The following is a 17,801-nucleotide window of genomic DNA, read 5'->3' on the forward strand; positions in this document are numbered from 1 at the left end:
ACACGTCTTGCGATCAGACGCCGCGCCGGCGCAAACGCGGCCTTGCAGACCTTGACGCCTTAAAGAGCAATGGTGCCCGGAAGTTGACGAGGCACGCATAGAGATAGACATATAGCAAGATGAAGAGCCCAAGTGACACAACTAGCGATACATCCTGGTTCCAGAAGATCGACGCCGGCAACAATGGCATGAGACAGAGTACCCACAGGTACGGTGACGTCATCGAATTCGAAGTGAGGCCGAATCGCGGCTGAGATGAACAAGTAATACGCCTATGTACAAGCGTATGCAGATGCAATCCGTCGGGTTGTCCCACCGGCTTCCCCTGCACAAACTTACGCCGGTAGATCGTGAACAGCGTTTCGAACACGGGATAGATTAATGCGAGCGCGCCGTACCAAGGTGAAACGGTCGGATTCTCTGACACAAGCACGAGCGCCAAAACGGCAATCGAGTAACCAATAAAATAGGCTCCACCATCGCCGAGAAATATCGCTCCCCGAGGAAAGTTCCAGACGAAGAATCCCAGAATCGACCCAGCGATCATCAACGCGGCGAAGAAAACAAATTGGTCGCCGGCGAGATACGCAACCAGCGCAATGGACGACAGCACGAGCAGGGACACACCGGACGCCAGGCCGTTGAAGCCATCTATGATATTCACGGCGTGTGTGACGCCCGCAACGGCAAACGACGAAAACACAAGCGCGGCAGGTCCGACCGATAGGATTAGATCAATGATAGGGACATGCACGACAGACACGGTCGCATGCAAGAACCGACTGGCCAGCAAGCCACTTACCAGAGCGCAGGTCAAACGCGCACGGGGCGAAACCCGCTTCGTCAGATCCTCTGCAAACCCGGACAAGGCCGCCGGTAGTGAACAAAGCATAAACAGTCCAAGCCTGTGAGACGCGGGCGCATCCAGGATCGCGGTAACAGCCACACAGGAAATCGCAGCCAGAATAATCGCGACGCCTCCAACCCGCGGAACCGCCCTCTGATGGAATTTCTGTACGCCGCAGATATCGTGATCGTGCGAGAACCTTGAGTGCCATCGGTCGTACCGCAAGATCAATAGTACGAACACGAAAGACAGCCCCAAAGGAAGCATAAGGAAAATCATCGCGATTTTTCTTTTTAAAGCAATACGTTTTTGTAGCCGCGACAGCGTGATCACGTTACAACATGCGACTGCCCCCGTTCCGTACCTGAGTGTTGCTTGCAACACCTAGGCGGCAGCCCGCGGATCATGTGCGTAGCGGGTTATTTAATCAATCAGCTCGGACGCACTCAACAGCGCTTCGCTGTCGAGGCGACACCTTCACTTTGCCAATGCGGCAGGTTCCCCACCCTCATCTGCATACGTCTGGCTTGCCGACCGTCTGTACGACTTTCCCCACAATGATGGTTCTGGGTTTCTGCGAATCACCGCTCCCCGGTGCAAACGGCGAGGATTCCCGGCAGCGACTCTGCGCCGCGTAGAGAGAAAGACACCTGGTTCGTAATAGCGAGTTGTATGCCAGCCAAGTAACGACAAAGAGCCACCGTCACACGTGGCTCTCGCGGACCTATACGCTCAATCAGGCCGACCTGTACCCGTAACATGGACCGGACGTTACGGCGCTTAGGCCGTAACGCCTGACCGCGCGCATGCTGAAGTACAGCTGGATTTCATGAATTAAAACGGAGCCGGCAGTCTGGACGGCGCATGCATCCTCTTGCACAACGCGGGCATAGTTGTTGCCTTGCATGATCCACGAGATGTCGTTCAAACAGGCGTCTTCTCAACTCGGCGTCGCGACGTCTCTACTACTTAAAACTCGACTCGCAGACGGAAGCTGCTATTGCCTCGGATGACTTAAGCAACCGACTCACGATTATTGGAAGGTGTATTGCCTTCCGCATACCAAAACTCAAATGTGATATGGCCAACCACATCCTCTGTTATACAAAGCTTCTATTTGTCAGTCTAACGGTCTGCCTTCTCAACGCCTGCGCCTTCGCTCCAGGCATGAAGTACGAGGCGAATGTGCCGTCCGAAAACGGCCGTCCCACCATCACGCCCACTGTGGTCGAGATCACACCGAGCCTCGTCACACAGATACAGGCCGAATCAGCAGCATCTAGCGCTGACACATACGAACAGTTGATCGGCAAGCCCGTACCGTACAGAGTGGGCCCCGGTGATGTCCTGTCGATTATCGTCTGGGACCATCCGGAGCTTGTGATCCCGAATCTGACTTACGTTTCCGGCGACGTCCAGAACAGCACTGGTTTGCAAGGGCTCACACCACGAGCCGGGCTCACTTCGCCGACAGCGCCCGGATTCACCGTGAGCGAAGACGGATACATCCAATTTCCGTATGTAGGCCACTTCAAGGTCGCCGGCGAATCGCTTATCGAAATTCAGTCGCGGCTGGCAAGCGCCCTTAACGAATACGTACACCGCCCGCAGATTACGGTCGGCATGGCGGCCTACCGAAGCAAGCGAATTTTCGTCGAAGGTCAGGTGGCGCAGCCGGGTGCACAGCCATTGACGAGCATTCCGATGTCGATCCTCGAAGCCATTGCAGGTGCGAGTGGGATTACTCCCGGAGTCGGCGACGAAAGTAAGGTGCAGTTGGTACGTGCAGGGCGGGTCTATAACCTGAATCTCCCTGAACTGATCTCGCAGGGCGTGGACCTCGCTCATCTATATCTTGCCGACCACGACATCGTGAGAGTTCAGCCGCAGGCCTACAACCAGGTATTTGTCGCGGGTGAAGTCATGAAGCAAACAGCGGTCCCATTACACGATGGTCGTCTAACCCTGAATGAAGCAATTGCCGCGGCCAACGGCATCAATCAGAACCTTGCAAACGCCTCCGCCATATACGTCATTCGGGCGACTGCCGACCCCGTCCGGCCTGAAGTATTTCATCTTGATGGTTCCTCGCCTGTCAGTCTGAGTCTCGCCGAACATTTCAATCTTCGACCGAAAGACCTTGTGTATGTCGATTCACCGGGACTGGTTCGATGGAGCCGCGTCATCACACTTCTCGTGCCCAGCACGCAGGGTTTGTATTTCGGACGAGCAGCGGGAGCCGGGCTTTGATCAAGAAGATCTCCGTGCTGTGCATTGGAAACATATGCCGAAGTCCCATGGCCGAGGCATTGCTGAAGGCGGGTGTTCCTCACATCACGCTACGCTCCGCCGGCCTGCATGCCGTCGTAGGTGCAAAAGCGGATTCGACGGCATACCAGCTTATGCAGGAGCGCGGACTGGACCTGGCGTGTCATCGAGGTCAACAGTTCTCATACGAGGCCCATCGCGACTCCGACCTGATTCTTGTCATGGACGAGGCTCAGAAGGCACTACTCGAGAAGAACCACACGCCGCTCCGCGGTCGAGTTTTCAGACTCGGACATTTCTCGAACACCGACATATTCGATCCGTACAAGATGGGCTATTCAAGTTTTGTCGAATGTCTGGCGCTGATCGAGGCTGGCGTGACAGATTGGAAAAATAGACTGCAACAGCTGACTTAGGCTGAAATCGATTGATGACGGGGCCACATATGACTTATACAGCGGGAGCCGGAAGCTCATTGAAAGAGGAAGACGACGATATCAATTTCGCGTCTCTACTTGACACGATCATCTCGCACAAGGGAATGATCGCTTCCATTACCTCAATCGTTGTCCTGTTCGGCGCACTCTATGCATTTATGGGAACGCCTGTCTATGAGGCCAACATTCTCGTGCAGATCGAAGACAACGCGGACGCAGCAGGCGCCGCAAAAAATCTTCTTGGCGACATCTCCTCAATGTTCGAGGTCAAATCCTCCGCAGATGCAGAAATCCAATTGCTTGGATCGCGGCTTGTCATTTCCCGAACGGTGGACCAGCAAAAGCTCTACATCACAGCCGAGCCCGCGCGGTTTATGCTCATAGGCGAATGGATCGCGCGCCATATTCCCTTCGATGGTTCATCCACGCCGCTTCTGCGGTACTTCGCCTGGGGGCAGGAGAAGGTCAAGGTGGTCGCCCTCGAAGTGCCACCGGGTCTGATGGAGTCGTCGCTAACGCTCACTGTTATCGACGGGAGTACGTATCGCCTGGCCGAAAGTGGCTGGTCTAAAGGATGGATCGGTCACGTGGGAAAGACGGAAACGTTTTCCTCAAGCGGAGGCCCAATTGTCATCAATGTAGCCAGCATCTCGTCAGAGAGCGGCGTGCGGTTCCACGTGATCCGGCATTCTCGTCAGAATACGATCGAGCTTCTCCAGAAAGGACTCAAAATCGCTGAGCAGGGCAAGGATTCAGGTGTACTCAGCGCCACCTTGCTGGACAAAGATCCTTTTCGTCTCCAGGCTATTCTCAACGAGATTGGCTATCAGTACGTCCAACAGAATGTCGAGCGCAAGTCGGCGCAGGCGGCAAAATCGCTCACGTTCCTGAATTCGCAACTTCCAGAAATGAAGAAGCGGTTAGATGAAGCCGAGCAACGTCAGACGACCTACCGCAACGCGCACGGAATTATCAGCCTCGGCGAAGAAGCCAAAGTCGTCTTGGCGCAATCGGCGGACGCCGAGGGGCGAATCGCGATGCTGGAGGCACAACAACGGGAACTATTGATGCGCTTCGGGCCATCGCACCCTTCCGTTCAAACCATTGCGGAGCAACTTTCACTTGCTCGTCAAAAGCGTGGGGAGTTGACCTCCAGAGAAAAAGCAATGCCCAATCAGGAGCAGGAGCTCATCCGCTTGACGCGCGACGTTACGGTTGCAAACGACCTCTACGTGGCGACGCTCAGCAACATCCAGCAACTGGAACTTCTCAAGTCGGGGAAGATTGGCAACGTTCGGGTAGTCGATACGGCATTCAACCCGGAAATTCCAGTTAAGCCCAACAAAGCTCTTGTACTGCTCCTGTCCGCAACGCTCGGGCTGGCAACGGCAGTATTCGCGGCTATGGCAATAGAATTGCTGTACGGCGGCGTAACCGATGTCGACGCATTGGAAAAGAACACCGGCCTCAGCGTCTACTCGATCGTTCCCTTTAGCGAAGTACAGGATCTCTTGTTCAAGAAGATCAAGCTCAAGGTTCGCGAGATTCTTTTGTTGACCAAGGTCGCCGCTGAAGATCCGGCCGTCGAGAGCCTACGTAGCTTTAGGACCTCACTCGAATTTGCAATGCTCGAAGCTTCGAACAGGATCGTTCAAATCACTGCTCCTTCGCCCGGCATGGGCAAATCCTTTCTTAGCGCGAATCTCGCTTCGGTGCTCGCAGCCGCAGGCAAACGTATCCTGCTGGTCGATTGCGATTTGCGCAGAGGTCATTTGAATCAATATTTCGGATTGACACGCGACGCCGGCCTTTCCGAACTGATAGCGGGTAGCGCCGATATGGAACTGGCTACAAAGAGAGAGGTCGAGCCGGGACTCGACTTCGTTTCGACCGGTACACGGCCGATCAACCCATCGGAGCTTCTTGCCAGCAGCAAATTCAAGCAGATTCTGAATGAATGGTCGCAGAAATACGATGTTGTGTTGCTCGACTCTCCACCAGTGCTGCCGGTCGCCGATGCCGAAGTGATCGCATCTTCCGCTGCCACTGTATTTCTGGTAGCTCGTTTCGGCAAAACCAAGACCGGCGAGCTGATCGAATCCGAAAAGCGGCTTCGGCAGGTTGGAGCACGCGTTCGGGGCCTCATATTCAACGGGGTGATCCAGCGTTCCGGGGTTTACGCATACGGCTCGAAGTACGGCGCCTATCGCTACACGGCGTACCGATACGAAGTCGAAACAGATCACTAGCAATCAGCGGGTCTCCAATAACAAGGGCAAAAAAAATGATTCGTTTAAAAGAAGTCAAATTGGCTGTAATTGGCCTGGGGTATGTCGGTCTGCCACTCGCAGTCGAGTTCGGAAAAAAGCGCACGGTGGTGGGCTTCGACATCAGCAAGGCGCGCCTTGCCGATCTTAATGATGGCGTCGACAGGACGCTCGAAGTGGAGCGTGACGACCTTGCGCAGGCAACCGGCCTGTCCTTCACCGCGAGCGTCGATGATCTGCGTAAATGCAATGTTTACATCGCCACGGTTCCCACGCCAATCGATGCGCATAACCAGCCGGACCTATCGGCGATTCTGGGTGCCACCCGTACGATCGGCTCGGTGTTGAAGCGCGGTGATATCGTCATTTATGAATCGACCGTATATCCGGGAGCGACCGAAGAACGATGCGTTCCGTTACTCGAAGAGATATCCGGCCTGACATTCAATATCGATTTCTTTGTTGGATATAGCCCCGAGAGAATCAACCCGGGGGACAAGGTCCACCGCCTGACAACGGTGGTGAAAGTGACCTCTGGATCGACTCCGGATGCGGCTGCTTTGATCGACAGTCTCTACTCCGAGATTGTTGCCGTAGGTACTCACCGCGCCGCGAGTATCCGCGTAGCGGAAGCAGCAAAGGTCATAGAGAACACCCAGAGAGATCTGAACATCGCCCTCATGAACGAGCTGGCGATCATCTTTAATAGGCTCGACATCGACACAGAAGCCGTCCTTAACGCCGCAGGCACAAAGTGGAATTTTCTCCCCTTCAGACCGGGGCTTGTCGGGGGACACTGCATTAGCGTTGATCCCTACTATTTGACGCATAAAGCACAGGCGGTTGGGTATCATCCGGAGATCATCCTTGCCGGACGAAGACTGAACGACAACATGGGCGCCTACGTGACATCGCAACTTGTCAAGGCGCTTACCCGAAAGCGAATTCACGTGCGTGGTGCGAGAATCTTGATTCTGGGCCTTACATTCAAGGAGAACTGCCCGGATCTACGCAACACACGTGTTGTGGATATCGTGTCTGAGCTGAAAGAGTACGGCGCTCTCGTGGATATCCACGACCCGTGGGCATCATCCCACGAGGCAATGGACGAATATGGATTGTCGTTGACCAGAGAACCCCAGAAAGGCGTGTATGACGCAGTGATTGTCGCGGTGGCCCACGCTGCTTTCACCGACCTTGGTCCCAAAGGAGTAAGACGCTATGGAAAGGATGACCACGTCGTTTTCGACCTGAAATCGATCTTCCCACGGGAAGACTCAGATCTCCGTCTATAAGCGAAGCCACAGACAATCTCTCAAGTCCGACATAGTGATGACAGGTAAATACGAGGAGATCTGTGCCGATCTCAAAGCTAAGCCGAAGCGTTGGTTGGTTACAGGTGTAGCGGGGTTCATTGGGTCCAATCTGGCGGAGCGACTTTTGCAACTCGGCCAATATGTGACTGGCCTCGATAATTTTCTGACGGGCTCGCGGGACAACATTGAGTATCTTCTGCGGGACGCAGGCACGGATGCGAAGGAAAGGTTCACATTCCTGGAAGGTGATATTCGGAATATTGATACCTGCCGGCACGCCGTAGAAGGGGTCGATCATATCCTGCATCAGGCGGCATTAGGATCTGTTCCCCGTTCTTTGAAAGACCCGCTGACTACCAACGACATCAATATCACCGGCTTTCTGAACGTGCTGCTTGCCGCTCGCGAGAGATCAGACTGCTCCTTTACTTACGCGGCTTCGAGTTCGACATACGGAGATCACGAGGCACTTCCAAAACGAGAGTCCTGCATTGGCATGCCATTATCCCCGTATGCAGTCACCAAATACGTGGATGAACTCTACGCCCATGTGTTCGCTCAACAACTGGGATTCCGCAGCCGTGGGCTTCGCTATTTCAACGTGTTCGGCAAACGGCAGGATCCCGAAGGAGCCTATGCCGCTGTGATCCCTAGATGGATAATGAAGGCACTTCGAAACGAGACGATAGAGATCAATGGTGACGGCTCAAGCAGTCGCGACTTCTGTTTTATCGACAACGTGGTTCAGGCTAATATTCTGTCTGCCATGACATCCCCCGCCGAAGGACACGAGGTTTGCAACATTGCGTTGGGGGACCGTACAACACTACTCGAACTTCATGCGTTGATTGTTCAGGCTGTTCGCGCCAGGGGATTCACTCCGAAGGCCGACCCGGTGTTCCGGGATTTCAGAGCCGGAGACGTCCGACATTCGCAAGCTGATGTAAGCATGGCAAGCGAGGTGCTGGGATACCGTCCGGCCATCCGCGTGGGCGAAGGTCTAAGGACTACCGTTGACTGGTATGCGTCGCATCGCCTGAAAAGCTGATTGGAGAGAGAGACGCCCCCGCCGGTGCGCCGACGTCGATCACACATTATGACCGCTTCTCGATTGTCTGGAAGGGGCGGTCGTTCGGATGTACCAGTCAACGACGCGTCGAGAAGCCTCATTTAGTTCGAAAAACAAGTAGAGGAAGGCCCTTGCGGAGGCTTTGCGCCGAAAACACAGGTCGCCATAGTTCACCCATGTACTTCGAACGAACTTTCTCCCGCAGGCATCCTGCACGAACATGCTCAATAAGACCATGTCTTTGGAGCCTCGCAAAACCAACTAGATTGATATGTCGGAAATAAAATAGTCGTAGACATTCTTATAGTAGTTGTTGATTGCGTCGACCCCGACCATGGCAAAAAGCAGAACCGTCATGCCGAGAACAAGCCATCGCTTGATGACGATCTCCGGAATCAGGTATGGCAACAACATCGGCACGTAGTACCAGACACGCCCCTTGCCGAATGGGAAAATGAAAAATGCCACCACGAGGTAGACAACGAGTGCGATATGGATGACGGAAATCTGCGAGACTATCCTTTTCATTGGCCATCTATGGTCGTTGCGTCGAGTGTAAAGCACTAAGATTGATGCGATCCCATAGGCGGCTAGCAAAAATAATAGCTTGATCGTGAAGTCGTCCGTGTCCGCCGAGTACGTTCCAAGCCTGCGACCGCCAAACCTTTCAAAGAGAAAATGACCCGCGCTTGCAAGCGCGATGGCCGTTGCACTACAGGCGGAAATCGCCAGTGCCGTCCGGTTTCTGAAAACATGCGCCACGATCAGGAAGATAGCGGGAACGGCGAAGGTGGTGTGGATCGTACTCGCGATCAGTGCGCCCAACACCGGCCGTCTGTAGACGATAGCGGAGTACATCGCTATTGCGAACGCAAACCCTTGGCGAATCTGGAATAGCCCGACCGTGGATAACGCGGTCGGAATTACAATATAGAGAATCAAAGCCAGAAGCGGACGTCGTGCTCTGCTGAATGTGTAGATGGTGAGCGCGTTAAGCACCAATACCGTCAAGCGGACGCCATCCTCGGGAACGTTGTCGAACCAGTTGACGAGCAGGATCCACATCCGCCAGCCGAGTTCGTCCGTAACAGTGCCGATAAGGAACATGAACCCCGAGTGTTTTTCGGCGTAGATACGAATCCATTGCCAATTGGTTTCGGCAAAATAGCGCAAGTAGTTGTCCTGATCCAGCAGCGCATAGGTCCGCGGTGCGGTCGCCAGAAAGATCAGGACGATGGCCGCCACCCAGATAAATGCCCACCCAGCGGGTCGAAACCAGAACTCTTTTAGCCGGACACGCGGCTTTGCAATACGAAGACGCGGAAGTGCTAGCGCTTTCATTGCGGTTCAACCGGGTGGCGGTCCAACGTCGGCCAATTCACTGGCGTCCCGGCAAAGAATCCATCGGCGAAAAGGTCTGCGGCATTTTCCATGGTCATTGGCACCAAAATGACAAACAAGCTGTGGATTTCCGGAGGAGAAAGGTGACACAAACACGTGATCCCGACTCTACCGGCGTCTCGATCGATCGAATCGGAGACACTTGCCATTGTGAAACTCAGGGTGCCGGCTAAGACGGCGTAACAGCTCGCCGCGACTCAGCAGCAACGTCTTGAATCGTCGCATTTGTCAGTTGTTCATAGACGGCAATAGTCTTGCGTATCACGATCCGTTCGTCGAACTCCAGAAGTGCCCTTTCACGTGCGGCATTGCCAAGAGTCAAACACAGAGCACGGTCCTCCTCGAGTCGCCGGATCGCGCTGGCAAGGGCCGAGGCGTTGCGAACCGGCACCAAAAGCCCATTTTTACCATCGTCGTTGACCACCTCGTTGCAGCCGGGCGCGTCGGTTGTAACGATGGCCAAACCGCAAGCAGCCGCCTCAATCAGTGATTTAGGCAGACCTTCCCGATAGCTCGGTAGCACGATCACATCCACGTCATTGAATAAGCCTGGCATGTCGGCAACATGCCCCAGCCATTCCACAATGCCTTCCGACTGCCATCGGCTGATTTCTCCTTCCGGGACAGAAACAGGATTTCCTTTATCCGGCGTGCCGGCGAGGATAAAACTGTAGTGCCGTGATTCGTTTTTTAACTGTTTCGCGGCGTCTATGAACTCGCCGATCCCTTTATCCCAAAGAAGCCTCGAAGCAAGTACAAGTCGCAGGGGCCTCGATCGGTCCAGAACGTCGCGACGGTCGCGGTCACGGAAACGGGCCAAATTCACGCCTGAACCCTTTATCAGGCACACGTCGCGCGGATTTATCCAACGGGCCTTGTTGAAGAATGCCAAGTCATCGGGGTTTTGTACGACGACTGTGATGCGTGGACCACCTAGCGACAAACGAAACAATCCCCTGACGATCGGTCGTAACAATCGCGCAAGCGCCTTTTGGCTGGTAAAGACAAATCCCAACCCCGCAATGGAATTCACAATGCCGCCGGTCGTTGCCAGTTTTGAAGCGATCGACCCGTAGACTGCGCATTTTATTGTGAAGTTATGCAAGATGTCGGGCCTCTCCGCGGCGAGCAATTTCGCCAGCCGCATGATCACCCGAAGTTCGGCCAGCGGATTGATACTCCGTCGGCGCATGGGAACTTCCTTCCAGACGAAACCCGCTTCCTCTAACCGAGTGGTGTATTCACCTGGCGGAGAGAACAGCACCACCTCGCAACCTCGATCACGCAACTCCTGCGCGAGAGACAGTTTGAAGTTGTATAGATACCAATCTGTATTGGCAAAAAGGGCTACTTTCATTCTTATCGTTCTCCTCGATTCAGGTGGCCCACTCATTCGGACTGGGCGATGCATCGGTTTGTAGCGCGGTAGGTCCGCGATCAAGGCTCCTTAATGCACGCCGCGTCTGCCCAGAGGCACAAGTCTTGCCTCGTGCCACCGGCTCTACCGCACCTCCTCGAGGACTCCAATTTTGCGAAACTCCGCATCCCATAACGCGGTCACCCTCGCAAGAGAAAACCGACCGCGGACCGAGTCTGCGCCTAGACGTCCAAGAGATTGGCGGTCGGCCGAAGATTTCGACATCATCGAGCGCAACGCGGCTACGAAATCGTCGGCGTTTCCGTTCTCGACCAGGCGCCCGGATACGCCGCGCTCCGTCAGGTCGCGCGGCCCGCTCGGACAGTCGAAGGCGACAGCTGGCAGTCCTAGCGCCATGGCTTCCATGAGGGCCATCGACCAGCCTTCGAAGCGGGAGGAGAGAGCAAAGAGGTCGCAATTTGCCAGTTCCTCCCAGAGAGCGTTTGTTCGCCCCGGCAGGAAGACCCGGCGCCGCAGGCCAAGCTGATCGATCAACTCCTCAAGAGCAGGACGCTCCGGACCTTCGCCCCATATATAAAGGTCCCAATTGTCGAATTCTTTTGACAGACGGGAGAACATCCTGATCAGAAGATCAAATTGTTTCTGGTACTGCAAACGTCCTACCCCAACCACGCGGAAACGACCGGATGCTCCATTCGGCCGCATAGGCGCTGACGGCATGTCCGCGGGAAGCGGATTCGGGATTACCGCCATGTTTCCGACACCCGGCAAGAGGGCTTTATAGGGTGCGACAACGTCATGCGTAAGAACCGAAACGCAACTGGCAAATCTATAGGTTAGCCGTGATGCGATTCGCCAGAACAGGGATCTTCCGTCGACCAGCGGGTTATTGTGTTCACAAATAATGAGCGGGACTCTCAGTAGACACGTTGCCAGGATGGTCATCACATTGACGTTCGTCAAGTGCGAAACGACAACCGTTGGACGTTCGCTCCTGATTATTTGCCTAAGTTTTCCAAGCCGGAGAAAGAAGAACAGTTTTCCCGCCGAGCGACCCGGCACCATGTCGGCTAGAAACCTGACTGCAACCCCCGGGCCGACAGGATAGAAAATGGTTCCACGGCCGGAATAGGTGGCGACAAGCTGCACCTTTGCTCCTGCATCGGCCCACGCATTCGCCAGCGTGGTCGCAACGCGTTCCGCTCCACCGCTGCCAAGGGAGTTGACAACTACCACGATTTTCATTGCGCAGTCTCCTGTGTCAAACGATGCGCGACAAAAAGATACGCACTAAAGATCGAGACATACATGATCGATGTCGCAAGCAAAATGCCCTCAACCCCCAGAAGTCTTACAAGGAAAAAGCTGGCGATTACTTTCGTGACGAATCCGAACGCGGCAATGACCGACATGATTCGGTATCGCTTCAGGCTTGAGAACATCTGCATAAGGACGATCATGCCGAAGTTGAACGGGACCTGGAGAAGGCCAGGGCGCAACGCAGCAGCGACCATTTGAGTGTTGTGGGCCGTAAATGCGCCTCGCTGAAACAGGATCTCCACCAACAGGCTTGCCCCTAGCCATCCAAGCATCACAACAGTCAACCCCGCGATAAACATGACGGCGCACCACTTCAGCGCGATCCCTATAGCCCTCTCCTGTGACCGCGTTTGCATGACATCTGTCAGAACGGGCAGAATGGCGCGCCCTATTGCCAACGCGCCGACAGCCAAAATCAGCGCCAGAATCCGGTTGGTATAGCCCAGGGTTGCCACTCCTCCCGGACCGAGTTTGACAGCGAAGAACTGATCAAGTGGAATAGCCAGGCAGAGGACTATCTGGCCGATAGAGAAAAGTCCAATGGAGCGCAGAAGATCGGGCCAGTGGCGAGATTCAAAGCCAAATTTGAAAGGAGCTCCTATGTCGTCATTCAGTCTGACAGCACCATATAGACAGAGTGCCTGCAAGCCGAAACCAGCAAGGGTACCCAGCATTAGCGAATGAACGGCATGGCCCTTGTGAAACAGGACAATTGCAATTAGCAAGGTCGCAGCCGGCACGCACTCCAACATCGAGTTGACATGCTTTTCCTGTGCCTGAAGTCTCGCCGAAAATTGCGCAATCAGCAAAATCTCGACGGCCAGTGGGGCAAGTCCCTTTGAAAACTGCATCGAAAATTGAACGCTCTCGGCAGACAGGTTTGTTGCGAAGACGTGCAAGACGTACGGCCATGCCAGATAAAGCAGAGCACCGATCGCACATCCCGTTGCAACGACTGCGGTGTTCAACTCCGCCAGGAACAGAACGCGTTCGTCATCCTCCAGCATGCGGACGTGGACCAGCAAAGGAACCAATACAATCCCAAGCACTGAAACCAGGGTGCCTGGAACCCAGGTCATTAGATTGAAGGTCAGTTGAAACGAGTCGACGATCGGACTAACGCCGTAGAAATTCGCAATGGCAATCTCTTTCAGCGCACCCGCGCACCGCCCAATGAGGACGAAGACCAGGATGAAAAGTGCATTTCTGCCGATGCGCTTGTGGTCATCGTGAAGATTCAAGCCCTGCCATCTTCCAGCAGGTGGTTGTGTTGGTCTCATCGGGCGCTACACGGGAAAGTCCTGGTGTGGAACATCGGAGAGCAATAGAGTGCAGTGCGGATAAGCCGCAGCCGCTGAGCCAATCAACTCAGCCCACACTATGTCTTGCGACGATGTTCAATTGATCGGATCGCCCCGCGACCAGACCGGCTGTTTTAAACAGTATCCACCGCTGCTCATGCTTGATCCGCTGTGAGGAGGGCACCGGGCGAGCCGATCGTTCTTTTGTGCGACTGTCGACTTCGATCCGACGGAAAACCCTGCCATCAGGGGAACATCATCCCTCTCATCACGTTTGAACATCACTCGCAGCACATCGCTCGACACAGCGTTACGTAACATCTGGCATGGCGATCACGCCTCGCCGCGAAACGCGAACATGCTAGCCAGCCCGAGTTGTGGAAGCGAAAATAGCGAACCTTGCACCAGAGCCAGTGGCCAGCGACTCAACCACCGCAACTGCTCCTCAGTGTCGACACCATTCACCACAACCCCCAGGTCGAGCGCGTGCAGCAGATCCATCAGCGCAGCCATCACCGCCGCCGCCCGCTTATCGCGCGGCACTGTCGCCATCAGCTCACGCGCGACCGTCACGGTATCCACGTCGAGCCCGCCGAGCAGCGCCATCGACGACCCGCCGTTGCCCCAATTGCCGAGCGTGATACTGACGCCGGCATCGCGAAGACTCCCAGTCAGCGTGCGCAAAGGGAGAAGTTTTGCCGCTTCAGCGCTGTCTGAAACTTCGATTTCAAACAGCCGAGGCGAAACGCCATACGAGGCGGCCACGCGCGTAATCTCGCCCGCGAGCGATTCATGCAGCGCCACGTGAGCCGGCATCGCGATCGCAACCGACTGCAATGGCAGCTTCACCTCGTGACAGTCACGCAGTTCTCGGCATACCCCATCCACGACGAACAGGGCCATGTCCAACGCCATCTGCGGATGCTCGATCGGCATCATGAAACTGCCGGGAAGCAGCACGCCGTAATCCGGATGCGCCCAACGAAGCTGCGCTTCCAGGCGCGCGAGCGTTCCGCTTGCGGCGCGATATGCGCCTTGAAACACGAGATGAAATTCACCTGCGCTCAACCCCTGCAATGCGCGGTTTTCGAATTCGCTCAGACCCACAGGGATATCACCGGCATCCTCCAGGTCGTCTTGCGTCATACGGGCGGCGTGCTTCATGCGCGCGCGAGCAGGCAGTCCAGGTTTTGAGTAGTCGAGCGTGTGCATGGCGAATTTACTTTTTGGTTACGGCCGCTATATGCACATGTCATGCCAACCGAGGCGACGTCTGCTGTGGAAGGGCCGCTCGAATTGACGGAAACGCCGGTCCCGCAGCGAATTGCGCAGTACCTGACGCGAGTTTGCCGAAGTGTGAAATTCTCCGCCAAACGTTTGCGCGCTGTTGCGTGTTACGTAGCGTTGCGCTTCATGTTACGTTGCACAGCACATCGATGTGACCGCCGGCAGCGAATCCGATGTTGCGCGACACTGCCCAAATCCGATACGGCAGCGAAATCAAACGCATGGCGTGCTGAAGTGCTGAACAATTTACCGCGACGCGTCGCAACAAGACTATTTGACCGATAAAGAAAGATTTACTAGTATCGCCACACATGCAGCGGACAACGGCTGCGCATTCCTCACACAGTGTTCCGGGGCAGCCAATGCTACAAATCCCTCTTTCTGACGCCGACTGGGCAAGGGTCCAAGGTCTCTTTCCCGACCTTCGTTCCGCACGCGGGCGACCTCGTCGCAGCGATCGCGAGATTCTCAACGCGATACTCTGGTTGCAGCAAAGAAAGGAGAAATGGCACAGGCTTCCTGCCACTTTCCCGCCGCAGCAGACTTGTTATCTTCGATATATCACCTGGAAGAAGACAGGCGTGCTCGACCAGGTCAATGAGCTTCTTCCAATGTGTGACCCGGAGTTGTCGACCTGCTAACCGGCATATCTGAATTTGCTTCGCATACCATATCGAATCAGATGCGATTTGCCGTTTAGCGTGTCGCGATCTGCCGATCGCATCGATGCAGAACCACAGCCAGCCAGTAAATTCAGCGGGAAACCTACCCGCTGTTGCCGCTGCCTTGCCGTTGCCTTGCCGATCCTGCCTGCGGCTTTAAACCGTGGGCAGTTGCGCTGCCACTGCCCGTGGAAACGACACGCTGATATGCACGCCTTTGCCACCTTCGCCAGGCTTCAGCGTGATCTCGCCGTGATGGGTATCCGCGATTTCACGCACGATCGCGAGGCCGAGCCCGGTGCCTTCCGTATCCGCCGACGCCCGGAAGAAAGGCTCGAACACGCGGCTGCGCGACTCGGCAGGAATGCCTGGACCATCGTCCAACACGCTCACGGTGACGGTCTCCGCGTCGGCATCCACGCCCACCGTGACATGACCGCCGCTGCCGGTATAGCGAATCGCATTCTCAGCGAGATTCGCGATCAATGCCTGAAGCAGGCCACAGTGCCCCGCCACCGGCGCGGCGCCGTTCAGTTCGGCACCGAGATCGATGCCGCGCGCCTGTGCGAGCAGTGCGAGATCTTCCACGACTTCCATGGCGAGCGGAACCAGATCCACCGTCTCCAAGGCGAGCTGCGTGTTGTCGGCAGCCTCGGCTTGCGCGAGCAACAGTAGCTTGTTCGTCAGTCCCACCATCGAACGATTACTGCGATGCATGGCGGCCAGTGCTTCGTCCAGAGCCGGATTCAAACCCTCCTGCTGACGCGCGAACTGCAACTGCGTGCCCAACAACGTGAGTGGCGTGCGCAACTGGTGCGCGGCGTCAGCGATGAAGCGGCGCTGCGCGGCCACCTGAACGCCGAGCCGCGCAATGCACTGATTGATTGCTTCGACGATCGGCCGCAACTCGGTATGCAGCCGCTCGACACGAATCGGCGCGAGTTGCATTGGATCGCGGTCCGCCACATCCTCTTTCACTTTCATCAGCGGCCGCAATTCGAAAGTCAGACCGATGCATACCAGCGCCACCGCGAGCACGATCATCTCGATCTGCCGCACGAGTTGTGGTTGCCACAACTGCTCGGCCATGGCGTCACGCGAGCGCACGGTTTTACCGACAGTCACGCGCACGCGGCGCGTCGCGCCGTTGTCGTACATGAGACGGACAAGGCCGACCGCGCGCACGGAGTGACCTTGCACATGAGCGTCGTAGTGATCGGGCGTATCCGGTGCCTGCGCGGCACGCGTGGGAAATTCAGGCGTGCCCGCAAGCAGCCTGCCGTCGTCGACGCTCACGCTGTAGAACACCTGATCCCGGTAGGGCGACACGAATACTTCGAGCGCGGCGGGCGGGACATCCACCCGCAAGATGCCGTCCACCCATTCCACCTCGCCCGCGATCATGCGCGCGGACGAGATCAACTGATTGTCCTGCACCAGATCCGCGGTGCGCCGCGCGTTATCGTATTCAGCCTTGCCGGTCACGAACACGTACAGCGCGAGCGGTACCAGCAACCACCACAACAGGCGCATGCGCAGACTATTGGTCATCTTCTTTCTTGCGCAGCAGGTAACCGAGTCCGCGCAGCGTGACGATCGCCGCCGAGCTGCCGTCGAGTTTCTTGCGCAGACGCGAGATGTAGATTTCGACGGCATCTTCGCTCGGCTCGTCCGCGAGCGTGAAGATCGCGTCGACCAGCGCCGGCTTCGTGACGGTTTTGCCCAGCCGCAGGATCAGCGTTTCGAGCACCGAGCGCTCGCGCGGCGTGACGTTCAGCGGTGCACCCTTTAGCGTGAACTGGCGCGTGTCGATGTCGAACGCCAGATCGCCACAGACCACTTCGCTCGCCTTCGAGGGCGACTGGCGGCGGATCGCCACCTTGATCCGCGCAATCAGCTCCCGCACTTCGAACGGCTTGACCAGATAATCGTCCGCGCCGGCGCCGAGGAGTTCGACCTTTTCGTCGATCGAGCCGCTCGCAGTCAGGATCAGCACCGGCGTAGCGTCGCCGCGCTGGCGCAGACGGCGCAGCACGTTCTTGCCCGACAGCTTGGGCAGATTCAGGTCGAGCAGGATCACGTCGTAGTGGTTGGTGCGCAGCAACTGGTCGGCCGCGTCGCCATCCTGCACGGCGTCGAGCGCGAACGACTCCTGTTCCAGCATCTTCGCGAGCCAGTGCGCCAATGTGGGGTTGTCTTCGATCAGCAGCAGCTTCATGGCGGGAACGGCAAAAGTCAGGCCGTTGAT

Annotated in this window: 14 protein-coding genes; 6 read left to right on the top strand and 8 right to left on the bottom strand. The window is 56.0% G+C overall.

What is annotated here, in order from left to right:
- Positions 1 to 13: 13 nt before the first annotated feature.
- Positions 14 to 1,180 carry an MraY family glycosyltransferase gene (locus tag CJU94_RS26990; protein ID WP_244220988.1) on the bottom strand — a complete coding sequence of 389 codons (1,167 nt, stop codon included), beginning with the start codon at positions 1,178 to 1,180 and terminating at the stop codon, positions 14 to 16.
- A gap of 747 nt (positions 1,181 to 1,927) precedes the next feature.
- Here CJU94_RS26990 and CJU94_RS26995 point away from each other — a divergent pair.
- The 5 genes from CJU94_RS26995 to CJU94_RS27015 are packed head-to-tail and all read left to right on the top strand — an operon-like array spanning position 1,928 to position 8,183.
- Entirely contained in the window at positions 1,928 to 3,097 is a 1,170-nt protein-coding gene (locus CJU94_RS26995) for a polysaccharide biosynthesis/export family protein (protein ID WP_095421687.1), read from the top strand.
- Complete coding sequence (locus CJU94_RS27000) at positions 3,094 to 3,531, top strand: low molecular weight protein-tyrosine-phosphatase (RefSeq protein ID WP_244220989.1); 438 nt, start codon at positions 3,094 to 3,096, stop codon at positions 3,529 to 3,531. The genes CJU94_RS26995 and CJU94_RS27000 overlap by 4 nt, the downstream gene beginning before the upstream one ends.
- Positions 3,532 to 3,590: 59 nt before the next feature.
- A complete protein-coding gene (locus tag CJU94_RS27005) occupies positions 3,591 to 5,801 on the top strand; it encodes a polysaccharide biosynthesis tyrosine autokinase (protein ID WP_244220990.1) in 2,211 nt (736 codons plus the stop codon).
- 38 nt (positions 5,802 to 5,839) lie between these two features.
- Positions 5,840 to 7,114 carry a Vi polysaccharide biosynthesis UDP-N-acetylglucosamine C-6 dehydrogenase TviB gene (tviB, locus tag CJU94_RS27010; RefSeq protein ID WP_167397602.1) on the top strand — a complete coding sequence of 425 codons (1,275 nt, stop codon included), beginning with the start codon at positions 5,840 to 5,842 and terminating at the stop codon, positions 7,112 to 7,114.
- A gap of 37 nt (positions 7,115 to 7,151) precedes the next feature.
- A complete protein-coding gene (locus tag CJU94_RS27015; RefSeq protein WP_095421690.1) occupies positions 7,152 to 8,183 on the top strand; it encodes an SDR family oxidoreductase in 1,032 nt (343 codons plus the stop codon).
- A 282-nt stretch (positions 8,184 to 8,465) separates the two neighbouring features.
- On the opposite strand, the gene CJU94_RS27020 is transcribed toward CJU94_RS27015, so the two are convergent.
- The 5 genes from CJU94_RS27020 to CJU94_RS27040 all read right to left on the bottom strand — a co-directional run bounded on the left by CJU94_RS27020 (position 8,466) and on the right by CJU94_RS27040 (position 14,816).
- Positions 8,466 to 9,545 carry an EpsG family protein gene (locus CJU94_RS27020; RefSeq protein WP_095421691.1) on the bottom strand — a complete coding sequence of 360 codons (1,080 nt, stop codon included), beginning with the start codon at positions 9,543 to 9,545 and terminating at the stop codon, positions 8,466 to 8,468.
- 229 nt (positions 9,546 to 9,774) lie between these two features.
- Complete coding sequence (locus CJU94_RS27025) at positions 9,775 to 10,962, bottom strand: glycosyltransferase family 4 protein (RefSeq protein ID WP_095421692.1); 1,188 nt, start codon at positions 10,960 to 10,962, stop codon at positions 9,775 to 9,777.
- A gap of 144 nt (positions 10,963 to 11,106) precedes the next feature.
- On the bottom strand, positions 11,107 to 12,228 hold the full coding sequence (locus CJU94_RS27030; RefSeq protein ID WP_095421693.1) for a glycosyltransferase family 4 protein: 1,122 nt from the start codon (positions 12,226 to 12,228) through the stop codon (positions 11,107 to 11,109).
- Positions 12,225 to 13,544, bottom strand: coding sequence for a murein biosynthesis integral membrane protein MurJ (murJ, locus tag CJU94_RS27035; RefSeq protein ID WP_157763813.1), 1,320 nt, complete (start codon positions 13,542 to 13,544; stop codon positions 12,225 to 12,227). The genes CJU94_RS27030 and murJ overlap by 4 nt, the downstream gene beginning before the upstream one ends.
- A 393-nt stretch (positions 13,545 to 13,937) precedes the next feature.
- Complete coding sequence (locus CJU94_RS27040; protein WP_157763814.1) at positions 13,938 to 14,816, bottom strand: EAL domain-containing protein; 879 nt, start codon at positions 14,814 to 14,816, stop codon at positions 13,938 to 13,940.
- Positions 14,817 to 15,253: 437 nt separating this feature from the next.
- Between CJU94_RS27040 and CJU94_RS42585 the strand changes: the two genes are divergently transcribed.
- Positions 15,254 to 15,532, top strand: coding sequence for a transposase (locus tag CJU94_RS42585; RefSeq protein WP_095421695.1), 279 nt, complete (start codon positions 15,254 to 15,256; stop codon positions 15,530 to 15,532).
- Between the two features lie 177 nt (positions 15,533 to 15,709).
- Here the strand turns inward: CJU94_RS42585 and CJU94_RS27050 are convergent, their stop codons facing one another.
- A complete protein-coding gene (locus CJU94_RS27050; protein WP_095421696.1) occupies positions 15,710 to 17,104 on the bottom strand; it encodes a sensor histidine kinase in 1,395 nt (464 codons plus the stop codon).
- A complete protein-coding gene (locus CJU94_RS27055; protein WP_095421697.1) occupies positions 17,094 to 17,771 on the bottom strand; it encodes a response regulator in 678 nt (225 codons plus the stop codon). Before CJU94_RS27055 ends, CJU94_RS27050 begins: the two co-directional genes overlap by 11 nt.
- Positions 17,772 to 17,801 lie beyond the last annotated feature (30 nt).

It is taken from the genome of Paraburkholderia aromaticivorans, assembly GCF_002278075.1.
GTDB classification, from domain to species: Bacteria; Pseudomonadota; Gammaproteobacteria; order Burkholderiales; family Burkholderiaceae; genus Paraburkholderia; species Paraburkholderia aromaticivorans.